Below are 18,685 nucleotides of genomic sequence, written 5' to 3'. Positions count from 1 at the left end.
TCAATACCGAAAATTGTTTCCCTATTTTAATTGATTTTATTACAAACTCCTTCTACATTTTTGACATTACTAAGCGCCTGATAATGGGCCTCAATTGTCTCTTCAATATCTTCATCGGAGTGTGCTGCAGATAGGAACATCACTTCATAAGGCGTAGGGGCTGTCAAAATCCCCAAATCCAGCATACTCATATAATACTTTTTAAAAACTTGCATATCTGAACTCTTCGCTGTTTCATAATCAACAACCTCTTGTTCTGTAAAAAAAGCAGAAAGCATGGAACCTACCCTATTTATTTTTAATGCTACATTTGTCATTTCAGCGTTTTGTTTGAAACCTTCTTCTAACCTTGCAGCTTTTCTTTCCAATTCATCATAGATCTCGATTTTCTCCAATAACTGAAGCGTTTTATATCCGGCTGACATGGCAAGTGGATTCCCCGATAATGTTCCCGCTTGATAAATTGGTCCGGCAGGGGCGATCTGTTCCATGATTTCATGTTTGCCTCCATAAGCTCCTACTGGCAATCCTCCTCCAATGATCTTTCCCAAACAAGTAATATCAGGATGGACTCCGTACATACTCTGTGCCCCATGATAGTTTACGCGAAAACCCGTCATTACTTCATCAAAGATAAGCAAGCTACCGTACTGTTCGGTAATTGCACGTAACCCTTGAAGAAAGCCAGTATTTGGCGGCACGACTCCCATATTTCCTGCAACTGGCTCAACAATAACGGCTGCAATTTGTTCACCAAATTGTTCAAAAGTATGACGAATACTTTCCATACAATTATAAGGTAATGTAATAGTGTCAGCAGCGATTGTTTTGGAGATGCCCGGGCTATCAGGTAATCCTAATGTGGCGACACCTGAACCTGCTTTGATTAACAAAGCATCAGCATGTCCATGATAACCCCCTTGAAATTTAATGATTTTTTGCCGCTTCGTATATCCCCTCGCTAAACGTAATGCGCTCATTACGGCTTCTGTTCCAGAGTTCACCATACGTACCATTTCAATAGAGGGAACAATTTCACATATTAATTTAGCCATTTTTACTTCTATCTCAGTAGACAACCCAAAGCTTGATCCATTGCATACTGCTTTCTGTATCTCTTTTTCCACTGCTGGATGCGCATGGCCAAGTATTAAAGGCCCCCATGAACATATATAATCAATATATTTCTTCCCATCAACATCAACTACGTGAGATCCTTGACCTTTTTTCATGAAAACAGGAGAAGATCCAACCAGCGAAAACGCACGTACTGGGCTATTCACTCCCCCAGGAATTACATTTTTTGCTTGTTGGAATAATGCTTCCGAGTACGAAACTACTCTTTTTGTATTCATTTATTTGCCCCTCTCAACGAATTTTTCGCTCATATAAGGTAAACCTCGAAGTTATTTTTTGGACCTCATCACGAAGCTGATTCATTAATCGTGAATCATGCTTATTTTTTAATGCTTGTGAAATAATACGTGCTATCTCTATCATCTCTTCTGGTTCCATTCCTCTTGTAGTTAAGGCTGGTGTACCAAGACGTATTCCACTTGTTATCTGTGGACTTGTCGAATCAAACGGGATGGCATTTTTGTTTACCGTAATTCCAATCTCATCAAGGAGCAACTGTGCATCCATTCCAGTGATAGCAATATTTCGCAAATCTAAAAGGATGAGATGATTATCAGTGCCTCCAGAGACAACATCTAACCCCTCTGCCATCAATGCTTTAGCTAAAACTTCTGCATTCTGTAGTACATGTTTCATATATTGTTTGAATTCAGAGGAGGAATTTTCTTTCAATGCTATCGCTTTGGCAGCAATCATATGCATATGCGGCCCACCCTGAATAGCTGGAAATACTGCTTTATCTATTGCTTGTGCCCAAGATTTCTTACATAAAATCACTCCTCCTCTTGGGCCTCGCAGTGTTTTATGGGTTGTCGTTGTTACAAAATCAGCATACGGCACAGGATTTGGATGTAAATTAGCTGCAACAATACCAGCAATATGAGCCATATCTACAAGAAATAACGCACCTACTTCTTTTGCAATGTTAGAAATAGCTTCGAAATCAATCGTACGTGGATAAGCACTGGCTCCCACTACAATCATTCGAGGTTTATGTTCATGGGCAAGTTTCCTTACTTCATCATAGTCTAGTAAATGGGTTTGTTCATCCACACCATAAGAAACAAAATGATACAGTCGACCAGAAAAATTAACAGGACTTCCATGTGTTAAATGACCACCATGTGATAAATTCATACCTAAAATCGTATCTCCCGGATTTACAGCTGCAAAATAAACTGCTGCATTAGCCTGCGAACCTGAGTGTGGCTGTACATTGGCATGTTCTGCATCAAATAGATTTTTAACTCTTTCTCTAGCCAATGCTTCTACTATGTCAACATACGCACAGCCTCCATAATATCTATCACCTGGATAACCTTCCGCATATTTATTTGTTAAGACGGTTCCCATTGCCTCCATAACAGCTTCACTAACAAAGTTTTCTGAAGCAATCAATTCAATTTTATCGCGCTGTCGAGATAGCTCCTGTTGAATTGCTTTTGCTATAACAGGATCTTCTTGAAGCAAATTCTCCATCACATTTCCTCCCTAATTATAACTTTCTGAGACAGTTTTTCTTTTCCAGAAATATTCTATCAATTATGCTTGTAAGACAAAGGAACAAATGCCCTATTAACAGCGTAGCGAGTGGAACGAATGAACCGATATTAAGGAATCATGCCACTAAAACAAGGGGATGCCGACGTCGGGTGGCAATTCCGTTTTTAATCCCCCTCCCCCTTAACTACGAACCGATGATGGCTTATACGTAGGGAAATTTGGTCAATTCACCTAGTTGCTTAGCGCATGCGACGTTGCTACTCCGTTATACACGAGCATCTCGTTTTATACTTGCTCATCTCCGAAAAAAATCTCATTGTTATTCTTAACAACGAGCGTGACATCTTCAGAAATTTATTTGTTACATATTTCATAGCCTTACTTCACTACTTTATTCATTCATCTCTTATACTGAATTGTTCATTCCAATAATAACTGTCAGGATACTCTCTTTCTCCAAATATTGCAGTTCCTACTCGAACAAGTGTTGCCCCTTCTTCTATAGCTATAGAGAAATCACCTGACATACCCATGGATAATATATCCATTTCAACTCTAGGATCATTTTGCTCAATAACCTGTTGCTGAATTGACTTTAAGAGACGAAAACATTCTCTAGTCTCTTTATCATCCGTAGTCAATTTCCCAATAGTCATTAGACCTTTAATATTCAAGGTATCTAATTCAGCAAGTTGTTTTATCAGATTTAAAGTGTCCTCAGGTGCAACTCCAAATTTGCTTTCTTCATATGAAGTGTTTACCTGTACAAGGATATCTAATTTTCTATTTTCTTTTGTAAGTTCCCTATGTAATACTCTTCCCAACTTCAAACGGTCTACTGAATGAATGCAAGTTACAAATTTTAAAACTTGCTTCACTTTATTTGTTTGTAAATGACCTATGAAGTGCCATTCCACCGTTTCATTTTGTAATAAAGAATACTTCTCCTGTAATTCTTGAACTTTATTTTCTCCAATCAACGTTTCACCAGCTTCAAGAGCCTGCTTTATCTTGTATTCCGAAACCGTTTTCGTTGCCAACAGTAACTTTACGTTGTTCGGGTCTCTCCCGGCAGCTTGACATGTCGAATTTATTTTTTCTCTAACAAACTTCAAGTTGTCCTCAATCCAACCAGCATTCATTTTACTCCTCATTTCTTTAAAAGGAATTTGTTAGGAGGGAGTATCTGGACTCGAACCAGAATATAAGGTTTTGCAGACCTTCGCCTTTCCACTTTGGCTATACTCCCAAAGATACGTTTACTACGTTATATTCCATATTACCCACCTTGAATCATATGTTCAATCTCTATATTTTACTCATAATGATTGGTTTTACCTATCATTATTTTAGGCCTGCTATTTTAAGGACAGATTTAGAATTAAAATATAAATAGTAGTACCACTAAAAGGTCATAGAATATTTTCATAGCTTCATCCTAAGATAACGTTATTATAATAGCCATAAATTATATAGATGCCACGGTTACAACATTCACTTAATAAAACTCTCATTATTTCTATCCTTTTTCATCCTTTAGAATCTGTATGCTCAGGATACTCTTTAAGTGAAGTTTCATGGGGGAAGTATTTTTGTATTAACTGACCATTGATCATGCTGAGAAACAAACTTTGTGTTTCCTATTTATTATAGATGGTAAAAATTTCAATTAAAGGCATGTTTTAAAAATCTTATTGAAAAAAGGGGAAGGTACATGCTGACGATAACAATCAGCGGAACCTAAAAAGATGACCCCTATTCAATATAGGAATCATCTTTTATCTGCATAAGCTTTTTTATAATTGTCCTTGACATAGGTGCCAATTGGTATACAGCATCTTGTTTTAGAATTTACCCCTTAACATCTTCCAAACTTGCTCCATAATTGATATGATATACATCTTCGCCGATTACCAATGCTGGAACTGATTTTACTCCTACCTTTTCTGCTTCTTCAATTCGATTTCGATCCGTGCCAAGATGTACCACTTCTGTCGTAGTCTTTGACTTGTCAAGGTAATCAAGAACCATTTGCTCCGCATCTACACAAATTGGACAACCAGCATGATAAAAAATTGTTTTTGACATTTTCTTCATCCCCTTCATTTTTCGTAGCATGGCTATGGCTACTTAACTTCTATTATAGGAACTGCCAAAAAGTAAACAATACCAAATTGCCTATAGCTATCATAGGTAAATACAATACATTTATTACATTGATAAATAATTTAAACAGCCTGCATATAAACAGACTGTTTCATCATTTTAAACATATTTAGTTATCCAACATAGTTAAAGACGCCATATGATGTTAATAAAAAAGTTACCGCTAATTTCTAGCTCGACGGGAAATATCGTTATTTTTTATTTGCCCAAACTTCAACAATCGACATCCAATTGTTGAATATAAATAGTATTCCATGTATTTAAAATGAAAAATATAAGATGTTCACTTACAGTTATTATTTTTCAGTTGCTGTATTTCCCATTGCAATAGCAATTCTATTCCAACTGTTGATTTGATTTATTATTAGAACAAGGTTAACATATTGTCTTTCATCAAAATATTCACGTACTCGGTGATAAAGCTCATCTGGCACCCGTTTTGATGAAATTAAAGTTACGTACTCTGTCAACTCAAGAGCTGCTTTTTCCGCATCTGTGTAAAATGTGCACTCTTTCCAAGCACTAATACAATATAAACGCTGTTCTGTTTCCCCCATTTTCCGTGCATCTGCTGTATGCATGTTCATACAATAGGCACAGCCATTGATTTGAGAAGCTCGAATTTTAATCAGTTCACGAAGTTTACGGTCTATACCTGTAGTTTTCGTATACTTCTCCATTTCCATCATGATATTAAGCGCTTCTGGTGCAACGTTATAATAATTAATTCTCTGTTCCATTTCATTACCTCCTTCTATTTTTATACCGTATTCATTCAGTTGCTAATCTTGAAGCAGCTTCTTTACATAATCTTTAATACTTCACTTAGGTCTAGAAAAGCAGTTCCTTGTACGCAAAAGCTTTAATAATCTTCGATGGCAAGAAAAGTGAACATAGTTTTCAGGTATTTTATTAGCGTAAGCAACTTCTGTATATCAGCCGTTATTGGTATACATTTTATTATTTGCTTGTATGGCAAGCATTCTTCATACGTCTTTAAATATACCTACCAAAGCATGTGATATTGTCCATATCACCTTCTTACTTCGCTGAAATATTAACATGATGTAATGGTAAACGACTTACGTATTTGCAGTTTTAAATTATTGTAAAATCTCAGACATATTTTCCATTAATTTTTGTTCTTAGCAAGTTAGCTCTTTTTCTTTTCGTTGTTTTTCCCATGCCCTTAGAACTGTTTAATCTACGAGAACACGGTACAGGTGAAAATTCGCTATCGGAGTTAATATTTATAATTTTTTCAAAAAATGGTTAAAAACCTGCAACCCTCTATATTTGGATGTGCGTTAATGATAAATGTTGATTAGTTTGTATTTTTCCTTTAAAATAATCTCAAGCACTAATTAAAGATCCATTTAATCGCCGATTAATTATATCTATAATATATGTTATAATTATTCTTGTCAACTTGAATATGGAAGTAGGTAGATTTATATGGCGTATAGTGTCGGAGTTGAATATGCTTTACATTGTTTGGTTTATTTAATCGATGCACCTTCAGAAGAAAGTGTTGGAATCAAAGATTTGGCAGAATTCCAAGGTCTTTCTGAGACATTTCTTTCAAAAGTTTTCAGTAAATTATCTAAGTCTGGTATTGTAAGTTCAGTTCCCGGAGTTAAAGGTGGGTATAAAATTGCTAAATCTCCTGAAGATATTTCCTTTTGGGATGTAGTGGAAGCAGTTGAGGGTCCAAAACCTATTTTTCAATGTAAAAATATTAAAGATAATGGTTATTTGTATCGAGAAGGCTGCTGTGCAGCTCCCTCCTTCTGTACCATTAATTTAGTTATGCTCGAAGCAGAAGAGAAAATGCGTGATTATCTACGTAGCAAAACCCTTTCTTGGTTAAATGAAGAACTTGATCAAGTCTTACCCAAACAAATACGTGAAGATACTCGGAAATTTTTTTCAAAGAACAAGGTAGATCCATAAACTTGAACATTTATGGTGCTGAGAAAATAATGTTTAATAATGTAGGTGGACTTATATGCCTATTCCTAAAAAAGTTGATATGCTTAGTGAACAAGAGCGACAAAAGGTATTGCATAAGAACTATCCATTAATACGTAAGGTTTCATTTCCCACTAACGACAGTGCATGGCAAATTATAACAGGTACTTGTTCAGAAGTTGTTTGTAATGCTTCTTCACCCCTTTTATAGCCAGAGGTTCCTTTGGCAATCACTTCAGAAAAGCCATGATTTTAGACTTTTAAATCTTCATTAACAAGAAGTCAATTGGCATGGAAAGAAAACCAATCATTTTCATGATTAATAAAAAAAGGGGCAATAAAAATAAAGTTCCCCAGAATGGAAAATATTTCCTTGATAACTGGAAAACCTTATTATATCAATTCATTAACTATTCTTATTCATCCACTTTTGACAAAACCGCCACACACTCCACATGATTCGTCTGTGGAAACATGTCAACTGGTTGCACTTCTTTCGTTTCATAGCCGCCTGCATCTAATATGTTTAAATCCCGAGCTAATGTAGATGGATTACAGGAAACGTACACAATCCGTTTTGGTTCCATCTCGATCATTGCTTCAAGAAACGCTTCGTCACAGCCTTTGCGTGGCGGATCAACGATAATAACATCGGGGCGCAATCCTTGTGCTTTCCACCATGGCATTACTTTTTCCGCTTCACCTACAACGAATTCGACATTGGTAATTCCGTTCAATTTGGCATTTCTCTTAGCATCACTAATTGCTTCTGGAACAACTTCTATTCCATACACTTTTTTTGCTTGCTGTGCTAAAAATAAAGAAATCGTACCAATACCACAATACGCATCAATCACCACATCGGATGAACTCAGATTGGCATATTCCAACGCTTTTTCGTAGAGGACTTTTGTTTGTGGCGGATTAACTTGGTAAAATGATTTGGCGGAAATAGCGAATCGAATGTCACCGATCGTATCATAAATATAAGCGTCACCCCAAATAATATTTGACTTCTTACCAAGGATCACATTCGTTTTTTCCTTGTTCACATTATGAATAATGGATTTGACGTGAGGATACGTTTCTGTCAATGCTTGAATAAGTGCCTCTTGATGCGGTAGTTTTTCCGTCCTCGTTACCAGGACAATCATTGTATCCTTCGTCTCTCTTCCTGTACGAACCATAATATGACGTAATACTCCGCGATGTGTCGATTCATCATAAGCAGTAATTCCTAACTGCGAGGCAATTCTGCGCACTGCTTCTACCATGCAATCATTCACTTCATCCTGTATGAGACAAGTATCCATATCATCTATAATACGATGACTGCGTTTTTGATAAAAGCCGGTAATTATCGCGCCTTCTTTTTCCCCCACTGGAATTTGTACTTTATTGCGATAACGCCATGGATCGGTCATACCTAATGTAGGATGAACAGGAACATGATCCATATGCGCTATTTTCCCCATTACATTTTTCACTTGGTTTCGCTTCATCTCTAATTGCAAGTGATAGCTCATATGCTGTAATTGACAGCCACCACATTTATAATAGACGTTACAAGGCGCTTTAACTCGCTCCGCGCTCGCTTGCTTTACCTCTAAAATTTTTCCAAAGCCAAAATTTTTATTCGCTTTAACGACTTTCACAAGCGCTTTTTCACCTGGCAATCCATACGGTACAAATAAAGGATAGCCATTCACTTTCGCCACGCCGTTTCCTTCGTGGGTCAAATCTTCAAATGTGAGCGTCAACGTTTCATTCTTTTTTACGGGTACTGCTTTTTTTGCCATGTTTCTCTTCCTTTATACACTAGTTTGTGTTCCTATCTTATCATAGAAGTGAACCCAGCACACCATTTATTCGTCTTCTGGGTACTTCTCGGCAAACAGCAAGATCAATGTGGCAATAGGCCCTATGAGTAAAGACAGCACAAACCAATTGAACCCTGTACGATTCTTTCCTTGGGCTAATCCAGCATTAATCAATGCCAATGTTCCCCAACCAACATAAAATTCTCTCTCCACATAAACTCCCCCCCTACTACATTATTATTATAATATTCACTATATTAGCATTCCTTCTATTCATTTTAAATGGATAAAATAGTGAAATCACTGAAGTTCACTAGAAATTCGCCTAAGTTTTCACGAAAGTCGCTGAAGTTTACATTTTTTTCGCCGAAGTTCACAACTTTTTCGCTGATGTTCACAATTTCCCCGCAGAAATTCACACGTATATGGCTGAAAGCGTTTGGTGTAAATATTAACTGATACAACTTTTCACTTTCCATTCCCATTACCTTTATATCCGACTAAAACATATGGAGCACTCTATTTTCCAGTAATCTCAGCACTCATTCACGCAACATAAAAACAGGCTGGGTCGCTTCAAAAGCCTTTGTTTCTTCTTACACTATACACGCAAAAAATCCTATGCTTTCTTATACATAAAAAAACTGCTTCTATGAGGCACACTATAATAGTTAGACGTTTCATCTAAGTTCTGTAGTGTAACTCAAAAAAGCAGTCGTTAATTTTTTTCTATGAAGTCCGCTGGAACGAAAAATTCAATATGCTGTTGCAGGTTTGCAAATTCTCCCGGGAGCAATCCGCCATATTCTCCGTCAATATTTAATTGCATTTTCTCATCCGTCATCACCTTAATATGTTTCGCCTTCACATAAATAACATGACTATCCTCTAAATGTGCTCCGCGCAATGCTAAAGTGGCAATGCGAATAAACTCGGCCAAGTTCGTTTTTCTTAATATGATTAAGTCAAAATAACCGTCCTGCATATCAGCATCTGGTGCTAGTTTTTCAAAACCACCAACGGAATTTGTATTGGAAATAAGAAAAAGCATAATGTCTTCATCAATGACATTGCCATCATATTCAATTTTTGCTCTGGAAGGCTTCAAGGAAGGCAACATCTCAATACCTTTCATATAATAAGCTAACTGCCCAAGCATCGTCTTTAGCTTGCTTGGCACTTCATAAGTCAGTTCAGTCAGTTTACCTCCACCAGCAATGTTCATAAAATAATGATCGTTTACTTTGCCGATATCTAAATACATCGATTGTCCAGCCACAATTACATCAACAGCTTTTTGGATACCCCGTGGAATATGTAACGCTCTAGCAAAATCATTCGTCGTCCCTACAGGTATAATTCCAAGTTTGGGACGATTCTCTCGCTCTGCTAAACCATTGATGACTTCATTGATTGTTCCATCTCCACCAGCAGCAATCACAAGGTCATGCCCTCGTTCAACAGCTAATTGTGCAGCCTGAATGGCATCTCCTTCACAAGTCGTTGCGTGAGCAGATGCTTCATAACCGGCTACTTCTAGCTTTTCTAATACTGCAGGTAGCTCCTTTTTAAAGGCTTCTCTACCGGACGTAGGATTATAGATAATACGTGCTTTATTCATTGCTTTCCCTCCGCTTGGCACCAGTATACAGGACCTTCGTAACATTTATTAATGCCATTTCATTTTAAAAGACGCTTACAATAGCTTCGCTTATCGGTAAATCTTTACTTCGTTTTGTAATACGATAAACTCTAAAACTTTCATACTTCCCTATCGTGCATTCAAATTTCAATCATGACAAAAGCATGTGATTAGAAAAATTTAAAAATAGGAGCTCCACTATATGGCTTGTACAAAGATGGCTAATTACCACTTGCTTATGGTGAAGTTTTCCTACTTTCGTATCAGGCAAAGGCATCGTTTAAAAACCTAGAACCGTTATCCCCACTTATCTCTCTCCAACTTTAGGATTGGTAATATGATTTATTCTAATATATGATCAAACGCAGCTCATTAATAAGTCCAATCTTTATCATAGCCGTTTTCCAACATTTTGAGAAGAGCTGTTTAGGAAACTTTTTATGAACAATTATATGACAAACCTATCTTCACCAAAACTAGTTAAATAGCTCTTTTCTCAAATTAATTATTCTTTATAAAGAGGAATCTTCCATCCCGTGAGTAGGTTCTTTCGCCGCGGCTTGTGACCCTTCTCTCAACAAAGCCTGTTATCCTCTTCAACTTACAGGATATATTCTTAGAACGGAAGCCTTACAGCACTTTATGTACGTTAGAAGAAGGATTTTCTTTCTCTGTTATCTGCCCTTCCATGTATAAGCAAGCGCCTCCGTGGGCGTCTTACAGCACGATTTTCCATATATAAGTCTGGGCTATTCATTAATGTCTGAATAGCCCAGGTGCTAGCTTATCGTTTGTTGATTTCTTCTAATAAAATTTTATTAACCATTGGCGGGTTGGCTTGTCCTTTCGTAGCTTTCATCACTTGACCAACTAAGAAGCCAACCGCTTTATTTTTTCCATTTTTGTAATCAATAATGGACTGTTCATTTTCATCAAGCACTTTAGAAATAATCTCTTTCAACTGACCTTCATCAGAAATTTGCACGAGACCTTTCTCTTTGACAATCTTCTCTGGATCGCCGCCATGTTCAACTAGCTCTGCGAATACCTTCTTCGCGATCTTTGAAGAAATTGTACCATCAGCAATGAGCTGAATCATTTTGGCAAGTGCTTCTGGTGTAATCGCTAATTCATCTAGCTCTTTTAGGTGTTTATTCATATAAGCAGAAATCTCACCCATCAACCAGTTAGAAACTTGCTTCATATCTGAACCGTGAGCGATTGCTTCTTCAAAAAAATCAGCCATCTGTTTGGAATTGGTCATTACCGTAGCATCGTACTCTGGCAAGTCCAGTTCTTCCATATAACGATTTTTACGCGCATCTGGGAGTTCAGGAATTTCCTTGCGAATGCGTTCCTTCCAAGCATCATCAATATAAAGCGGAACAAGATCCGGTTCTGGGAAATAACGATAATCATCCGAGCCTTCTTTCACACGCATAAGAATCGTTTCCTTCGTTTTTTCATCATAACGGCGTGTTTCTTGCAGAATTTCCCCTCCTGAAAGTAACTCTTTTTCCTGACGTTTTTCTTCAAATTCTAACCCTTTTTGTACGAAACTGAAAGAGTTTAAATTCTTTAGTTCCGTTTTTGTACCAAATTCTTCTTGTCCGATTGGTCGCAAAGAGATATTCGCATCGCAACGTAAAGAACCTTCCTGCATTTTCACATCAGATACACCAGTATATTGAATAATATTTTTTAGTTTTTCTAAATAAGCATAAGCTTCTTCTGGGGAGCGCATATCTGGTTCAGAAACAATTTCAATTAAAGGCGTTCCTTGACGATTAAAATCGACTAGAGAGTAACCATCTTCTCCATGGGTTAGCTTCCCAGCATCTTCTTCTAAGTGAAGACGAGTAATACCAATCCGCTTTTTCTTTCCATGTACTTCAATTTCAATCCAACCATTCTCACCAATGGGTTGATCAAATTGGGAAATTTGATACGCTTTTGGATTATCTGGGTAGAAATAATTTTTTCGGTCAAATTTCGTATTTGTCGCAATGTCACAATTTAAAGCCATCGCTGCTTTCATCGCAAAGTTAACTGCTTCTTCATTTAGTACAGGTAATACACCTGGATAACCTAGGTCAATTGGGTTAACATTTGTATTCGGTGCTGTACCAAAAGCATTCACACTAGGACTGAAAATTTTTGACTGTGTCTTTAACTCAACATGTACCTCTAAGCCAATAATTGTTTCAAAGTTCATTATTTGGCACCTCCTAGCTGAGGGCGTTGTTTATGATGATCGGTCGCTTTTTCATACGCATGTGCTGTACGATAAACCGTTGCTTCGTCAAAGTGTTTTCCGATAATTTGCAAGCCAATTGGTAAACCTTCTTTTGCGAAACCACACGGAATAGAAATACCAGGGACACCAGCTAAATTAACGGGAATCGTTAAAATATCATTTGCATACATCGTTAATGGATCGTCTACCTTTTCTCCAACTTTAAACGCTGGTGTAGGTGTTGTTGGACCAATAACAACATCGTAATCTTGGAAAATTTGCTCAAAATCTTGTTTGATTAAGGTACGTACTTTTTGCGCTTTTTTATAATACGCATCATAATACCCAGAGCTAAGAGCAAACGTACCAAGCATGATTCTGCGTTTTACTTCCTCACCAAAACCTTCGCTGCGTGATTTTTTGAACATATCAATCATATTATCTGCATTCTCCGAGCGAACGCCGTAACGAACCCCATCAAAGCGAGCAAGGTTAGCCGACGCCTCCGATGAAGATAACAAGTAATAAGTCGCAACAGCATATTTGGAATGTGGTAGGGAAACTTCTTCCCACGTAGCGCCTAAAGATTCATATACCTTTAATGCTTCCATGACCGACGCTTTTACCTCTGGAGCTACACCTTCACTTAAATATTCTTTCGGTACCGCAATTTTTAGTCCCTTTACATCATTTGTTAATGCTTCCGTATACGCAGGAACTTCTATATTTGCACTCGTTGAATCCATTGCATCGTGACCTGCAATTACTTCTAACACGCGAGCATTATCTTCTACTGTTCGTGTTAATGGTCCAATTTGGTCTAAAGAGGACGCAAAAGCGACTAAACCAAATCGGGATACTCTACCGTATGTTGGCTTTAATCCTACTACACCACAAAATGCAGCTGGTTGACGAATCGATCCACCTGTATCTGAGCCTAATGCGAATAACACTTCACCGGCAGCCACAGCCGCTGCGGAACCACCACTAGAGCCCCCAGGAACATAATCCGTATTCCAAGGATTACGTGTTGGTTCATAGCTTGAATTTTCATTTGATGAACCCATCGCAAATTCATCCATGTTTAATTTACCAATCGTAACTGCTTTTTGTTCGCTCAATTTTTGAACGACTGTTGCATTATATAAAGGATCATGGAAGTTATCCAAAAACTTACTAGCGCATGTCGTACGCAGCGATTTTGTTACGATATTATCCTTAATACCACTCGGCATTCCAAATAATGCAGCTGTTTTATCCGCTTGTTTGTCCAGTTCTTTTGCTTGGGCTTTCGCATTTTCTTCATTTAACGTTAAAAATGCATGAACCTCATCATCCACCTCATGAATGCGTTCATACGAAGCATTTACTAACTCTTCTACCGTAATTTCACCATTATGTACCTTTTCTTCTAACTGCTTGATCGTGTAATCAAATAGCGCCATGTTGTTCCCTCCTTACTCCAATATGGATGGTACACGGAAATGACCATCTTTGTGATCTGGAGCATTTTTTAGTGCTTCGTCTTGTGTAATCCATTGCTTTGGCTTATCTTTACGCATCACATTTTTTATATCAAGTACATGTGTCGTCGGTTCTACATTCGTTGTGTCCAGTTCATTGAGCTGTTCTGCGTAAGTAATGATAGAGCTTAAATGCTCCGTAAACATGGCAGCTTCTTCTTCTGTTACATGCAAACGCGCTAAATGGGCAACATGCTTCACTTGATCTTTTGATATTTTTTCCATTTATTTCCCTCCAAACTACATATATAGCTTGCACACTTCAAAGGTATGCATGATTTAAATTTACCATCGTACTTTCTTTCCAAGACGGCTTTTACCAACAACCGCTTTACAACTATAAAGTGACTTCGAGCATGGGAGATGTTGCTGGATCAGTCAAAACAAGAGCTAACAGCAACTAAATCCGGTTTTGTCCTATTAGAAAGTTTCGTTTTTTCTCCAAAGTACTTGGCGACAAGCCAAGTTTTTCTAAAAGCTCCTAATTTACGAATGAAAGAAAATCCTCCCTGTAGAAACATGTAAAGCGAAAGGGCAACCATATATAGGATAATACAACGGCTACGTTTTTATTAAATATAAATGTTGCTTTTTGCTTAGCTAAAATTCACAATCTTCGTACGCAAATGAAACGTTCTTAACACTATTGATAATAGCAGAATACCCTATGACTAAGCAACTAAAGTAGAGTAGTACAGTTAGAATGAGTGCAATGGATACATATAGACCTGTAAGAAAAAGGTTCATAGCAAACTTTTTGGAGAATACAAGCTCGTTTTCCGATTTTTCATCTCCAACTCAAATAACAAGGTAAGCCATATGCCATGCATTGTTTCATCCATATGACTTACCTTATTTATTTTTTTGCATGAACGTGATTACGCTTTCAATTGCTTCACCGTTTCATCATAATCAGCAATAAGATCCTCATTTGGCTTTTGTAATAAACTAACTACAATCGTCGTAACTAAATTGAATAGAAACCCGGGAACAATTTCATACAGATCAAAAATCCCTCCAGATAAAAATTCTCCCCAAATAATGACCGTTGCAGCACCAACTACTATACCAGCAAGCGCACCATTACGTGTAATTCGACTCCAAAATAATGATAATAGAATAATAGGACCAAAAGCTGCACCAAACCCAGCCCACGCATAGCTAACTAATTCCAACACAGAGCTTTCAGGATTCAGGGCAATCATAAGTGCAATGAATGCAATAACTACCGTAGCAAGTCTACCAACCCATACGAGTTCCTTGTCTGTCGCTTGCTTGCGGAAAATAGCTTTATAAAAATCCTCCGCGACTGCCGAAGAAGACACAAGTAACTGGGAATCTATCGTACTCATAATAGCTGATAAAATAGCTGCTAATAAAATCCCAGCAACAACTGGATGAAATAGAATTTGCGAAAACGCAATGAAAATTTTCTCCGAATCGGCTAGCATTTGTATTCCATTTTCATTTACAACTTGAATACCAAATTCAGATAATATCGGCACTTCTTGGGTGCTTATAAATGCAAGTCCAACAAACCCTGTAAAAATAGCGCCATATAACCCGAGTACCATCCATGCAGTTCCAATAAATCTCGCTTTTGGGACATCTTTATGCGAGCGTAAAGCCATAAACCGAACTAATATATGCGGCTGACCAAAATAACCGAGACCCCATGCAACGGAAGAAATAATCGCCATTATCCCAACACCTTCCACCATATTTAAGTGAGAAGGATGAATCTCACCGACCGCTTGCACAGCCGCATTCCATCCTCCCATTTGTGTTAGAGCGACAATGGGAACTACTAGCAATGCAAGAAACATGAGTAACCCTTGCACAAAATCAGTCCAAGCTACAGCTAAGAAACCTCCTAATAATGTATAAGAAATAACAATAATGCCACCAATCCATAGTGCTGTTTCATACGAAAGTCCAAACGACGCTTCAAAGAGTTTTGCACCACCAACCATCCCAGATGAAGTGTAAAACGTAAAAAATAATAGAATGACTAACGCAGCAATCACACGTAAAATATGTGATTGATCTTTAAAACGATTGGCTAGAAAATCTGGAATTGTAATGGAATTATTACTAACTTCCGTATAAACACGTAACCTTTTTGCGACAAATTGCCAATTTAAATATGCACCAGTAGCAAGGCCAATCCCCATCCACGCCTCTGACATACCAGAAGCATAAATAGCCCCAGGCAGACCGAGTAGCAGCCAACCACTCATATCGGAAGCACCTGCACTTAGAGCAGCAACCCCTGGGCCTAACCCTCTACCTCCTAATACATAATCCGATAAATTATTCGTGCGATAGTACATCATAATACCAATAAGTAACATTCCTGCTAAATAAACAATAAATGTGATAAGCGTCGCTGTAGTCAACGGTTATTTTCTCCCTTCTGTAAATAAAGTAATAAAAGATAAAATAAGTATTACAGGCATAGGGACAAATAACCAAAACCAAGTCGCCCCCTGTATCGTGTATTCCATTTCTGTCTCCCCCCTTTGTTACTTTTACCTTTACAATATGCAAAACAACTTCCCAATACATCCAATATTCTTTTATAAAAGAATATTGTAATAATATAGTACCATTTTTGACAAAACTGTAAACAAACGGACACCTTATTTCGAGAATTTTCGACGGGGGTGAGCGAATTTGCGATGCACAGGAGCGACTCCTTGCGAGGGTGAGCGAGTTTGCGATGAACGGAAGCGAATTCGGGGCGAGCATGAGCGATTTTGCGCGTCGGTGGGCGATTTTTACGCATGAGAACGACTTCCGACCGAAAGCAAGAGCGACTCGCACAACAGCTAAACAAAAAAATCCCAGAACGGGTTCCACGCCACTCTGGGAAAGATTCTATCATAATAGGGTAAAAAAGTTAAAATAGATTGAAAAGAATATAAATCAATTAAAACTATTCAATTTGGGCAGACATGAATTTTTTAGGATGGTTACTCCTTCCAGCATCATCTGAAAATTGCTGTTCTGTAAATAAAAATCCGCCAATTAGTAATGCCCCACATAGTATGGACATTATTCCTTTTTTCAATATATCCCCCCTTATTTAAGTTACATGTTGACAAATTCCTCATAGCTTAAGCTTGCTAACTTATAATATTGAACAGATTCTTTATACTTTCCCCATTCCTCTAAATGGTTAGCGAGTAATTTAGCAAAAAATACTAAATCACTATGCTCACCTGCTTGTTTAAGGTACGGTATAAATTCATCTGTTAATAACACTTTAAACTTACTAAATTCTTCATTTATTAAGTGTGTATACACTTTAATATTATAGTCATATAATTTATATAAATCTGAATACTTGACTTTTGATAATAATTCTTTAGCTTCTCGTAAAATTTGCTCTACTTTCTCATATTGTTTAACATGATAATATTCTTCAATTAAACAAGTATAAGTTGATAAAAGATGATCAGTATCTACATCTTTGTCCTCAATAGCTAACAAATAATTTTTGATTGCTTCTTCCGAATTTCCAGTAGACGAGTACAGGTAACCTAAATTTTGATGTGCTAAACTAATCACATCTTGGTTATCACACAGTTCGCCTAAATGTTTTGCTAATTGAAAGTTTTTAATTGCTTTTTCATATTTCTTAAACCTTTGGTAAGAGATGCCAAATAAAATATGGCATTGACCACAGCGATCAAAATTATATTCGCGTTGAAATACTTCCATTGCTTCTTGTGTATAATCCAAACACTCCAACTGTTGCCATAGTTGACTATGAGTAACAGCTAATCCATATTTCAGGTCAGCTATTTCCACCTCATTTAAATTGGCAAGCGGGATTTTTTCTTGGGCCTGCTTAAACAATTTCATCGCTTTAGCATGCTTGTCTTGAAGCGAATAATAACCACCCTTAAACTTGCACCAATAATATTCATGTTTTGGATTAAAAGAATCTGCTAATTCATGTAGCTCATTAATTTTTGCTAGCGCTTTATTAAAATCACGTAAAACACTATAATAACGAATCTGATGTATTTCAAACATAATAAAGTTTTCATTAATACTTTGATTCATAATCACTTGCAATTCTTCATAACGGTCGGTCATTTCTTGTTTATCACAGTGGTCAAAGAGCATTTCATACCATTGTTGACATTTCTCTTCGATGTGGGAATTCGTTTCTTCTGCAAATTCAATTCCTAATCGATTACAAAGTAATTGAATGATTTCTGGGCTTGCCTTCGTCTTTTTATTTTCAATCTTGGATAAATAAGACAATGAAACGATTCCTTCCGACAATTCTTCTTGCGTCATTTGTCGCTTCGTTCGTTGTAATTTGATGAAAGGACCAACGTCTACCAAATTCCCACCCACCATCTCCAATAAATTTTTAAACTTTGTATAGTTTCATTATAACATAAATTCAGATAATTCATATTGGGAAAATGGTTCGTTTTTGCGGGGGTTACTACTGTAAAATAGACTGAAATCTTTCTTCTTTTTCTTCATTTAGGAAAGTCTGTGTCCTTGTTGTATAAAGTTGTAAAAAACAACGTAATAGGAAGTAATACTTTATGCGTAGAAAAAATTATATTGTCCGTCCATTGTTTACCTTCAAATTAAATTTTTTTAGGAAATAAGACCTTAAAAAAATGCACGTCATCAAACAAAAACTTTATGCAGCAAG

At 37.1% G+C, this 18,685-nt stretch carries 15 protein-coding genes and 1 tRNA gene; 1 reads left to right on the top strand and 15 read right to left on the bottom strand.

Going from position 1 to position 18,685, the window contains the following annotated elements; translation table 11 throughout:
• Window positions 1-26: 26 nt before the first annotated feature.
• The 6 genes from hemL to B2C77_RS04955 form a co-directional block, all read right to left on the bottom strand.
• The gene (gene hemL, locus B2C77_RS04980) at window positions 27-1,355 is read right to left on the bottom strand and encodes a glutamate-1-semialdehyde 2,1-aminomutase (protein WP_077702637.1); all 1,329 of its coding nucleotides are present in this window, start codon (window positions 1,353-1,355) and stop codon (window positions 27-29) included.
• A gap of 13 nt (window positions 1,356-1,368) precedes the next feature.
• Window positions 1,369-2,616 carry a serine hydroxymethyltransferase gene (glyA, locus tag B2C77_RS04975; RefSeq protein WP_077702636.1) on the bottom strand — a complete coding sequence of 416 codons (1,248 nt, stop codon included), beginning with the start codon at window positions 2,614-2,616 and terminating at the stop codon, window positions 1,369-1,371.
• A 419-nt stretch (window positions 2,617-3,035) separates the two neighbouring features.
• Window positions 3,036-3,782, bottom strand: a complete 747-nt coding sequence (locus B2C77_RS04970; RefSeq protein WP_077702635.1) for a YggS family pyridoxal phosphate-dependent enzyme — start codon at window positions 3,780-3,782, stop codon at window positions 3,036-3,038.
• Between the two features lie 35 nt (window positions 3,783-3,817).
• Window positions 3,818-3,889: transfer RNA gene (locus B2C77_RS04965), tRNA-Cys, on the bottom strand.
• 602 nt (window positions 3,890-4,491) lie between these two features.
• Window positions 4,492-4,728 (bottom strand): thioredoxin family protein, encoded by a 237-nt coding sequence (locus B2C77_RS04960; protein ID WP_077702634.1) that lies wholly within the window; start codon window positions 4,726-4,728, stop codon window positions 4,492-4,494.
• A 374-nt stretch (window positions 4,729-5,102) separates the two neighbouring features.
• Entirely contained in the window at window positions 5,103-5,546 is a 444-nt protein-coding gene (locus B2C77_RS04955; RefSeq protein WP_077702633.1) for a carboxymuconolactone decarboxylase family protein, read from the bottom strand.
• Window positions 5,547-6,261: 715 nt separating this feature from the next.
• Here B2C77_RS04955 and B2C77_RS04950 point away from each other — a divergent pair.
• Complete coding sequence (locus B2C77_RS04950; protein WP_077702632.1) at window positions 6,262-6,759, top strand: RrF2 family transcriptional regulator; 498 nt, start codon at window positions 6,262-6,264, stop codon at window positions 6,757-6,759.
• Between the two features lie 434 nt (window positions 6,760-7,193).
• On the opposite strand, the gene rlmD is transcribed toward B2C77_RS04950, so the two are convergent.
• The 9 genes from rlmD to B2C77_RS04910 form a co-directional block, all read right to left on the bottom strand.
• A complete protein-coding gene (rlmD, locus tag B2C77_RS04945; protein ID WP_077702631.1) occupies window positions 7,194-8,576 on the bottom strand; it encodes a 23S rRNA (uracil(1939)-C(5))-methyltransferase RlmD in 1,383 nt (460 codons plus the stop codon).
• Between the two features lie 66 nt (window positions 8,577-8,642).
• Window positions 8,643-8,810: a hypothetical protein gene (locus tag B2C77_RS21580; RefSeq protein WP_176087276.1), complete on the bottom strand. Its 168-nt coding sequence runs from the start codon at window positions 8,808-8,810 to the stop codon at window positions 8,643-8,645.
• Between the two features lie 505 nt (window positions 8,811-9,315).
• Window positions 9,316-10,218 carry a diacylglycerol kinase gene (locus B2C77_RS04940; RefSeq protein ID WP_077702630.1) on the bottom strand — a complete coding sequence of 301 codons (903 nt, stop codon included), beginning with the start codon at window positions 10,216-10,218 and terminating at the stop codon, window positions 9,316-9,318.
• Between the two features lie 805 nt (window positions 10,219-11,023).
• A complete protein-coding gene (gatB, locus tag B2C77_RS04935; RefSeq protein WP_077702629.1) occupies window positions 11,024-12,454 on the bottom strand; it encodes an Asp-tRNA(Asn)/Glu-tRNA(Gln) amidotransferase subunit GatB in 1,431 nt (476 codons plus the stop codon).
• Window positions 12,454-13,920 carry an Asp-tRNA(Asn)/Glu-tRNA(Gln) amidotransferase subunit GatA gene (gene gatA, locus B2C77_RS04930; protein ID WP_077702628.1) on the bottom strand — a complete coding sequence of 489 codons (1,467 nt, stop codon included), beginning with the start codon at window positions 13,918-13,920 and terminating at the stop codon, window positions 12,454-12,456. Before gatA ends, gatB begins: the two co-directional genes overlap by 1 nt.
• A gap of 12 nt (window positions 13,921-13,932) precedes the next feature.
• Window positions 13,933-14,223 (bottom strand): Asp-tRNA(Asn)/Glu-tRNA(Gln) amidotransferase subunit GatC, encoded by a 291-nt coding sequence (gene gatC, locus B2C77_RS04925; protein WP_077702627.1) that lies wholly within the window; start codon window positions 14,221-14,223, stop codon window positions 13,933-13,935.
• 653 nt (window positions 14,224-14,876) lie between these two features.
• Complete coding sequence (putP, locus tag B2C77_RS04920; protein WP_077702626.1) at window positions 14,877-16,397, bottom strand: sodium/proline symporter PutP; 1,521 nt, start codon at window positions 16,395-16,397, stop codon at window positions 14,877-14,879.
• A 539-nt stretch (window positions 16,398-16,936) separates the two neighbouring features.
• Window positions 16,937-17,071, bottom strand: coding sequence for a hypothetical protein (locus tag B2C77_RS22320; protein WP_257790341.1), 135 nt, complete (start codon window positions 17,069-17,071; stop codon window positions 16,937-16,939).
• A 20-nt stretch (window positions 17,072-17,091) separates the two neighbouring features.
• Window positions 17,092-18,375 (bottom strand): helix-turn-helix domain-containing protein, encoded by a 1,284-nt coding sequence (locus tag B2C77_RS04910; RefSeq protein ID WP_141130685.1) that lies wholly within the window; start codon window positions 18,373-18,375, stop codon window positions 17,092-17,094.
• Between the last annotated feature and the right edge of the window lie 310 nt (window positions 18,376-18,685).

The organism is Virgibacillus dokdonensis (assembly GCF_900166595.1).
Classification (GTDB): Bacteria; Bacillota; Bacilli; order Bacillales; family Amphibacillaceae; genus Virgibacillus; species Virgibacillus dokdonensis.
This window is presented reverse-complemented; position numbering and strand designations above follow the sequence as displayed.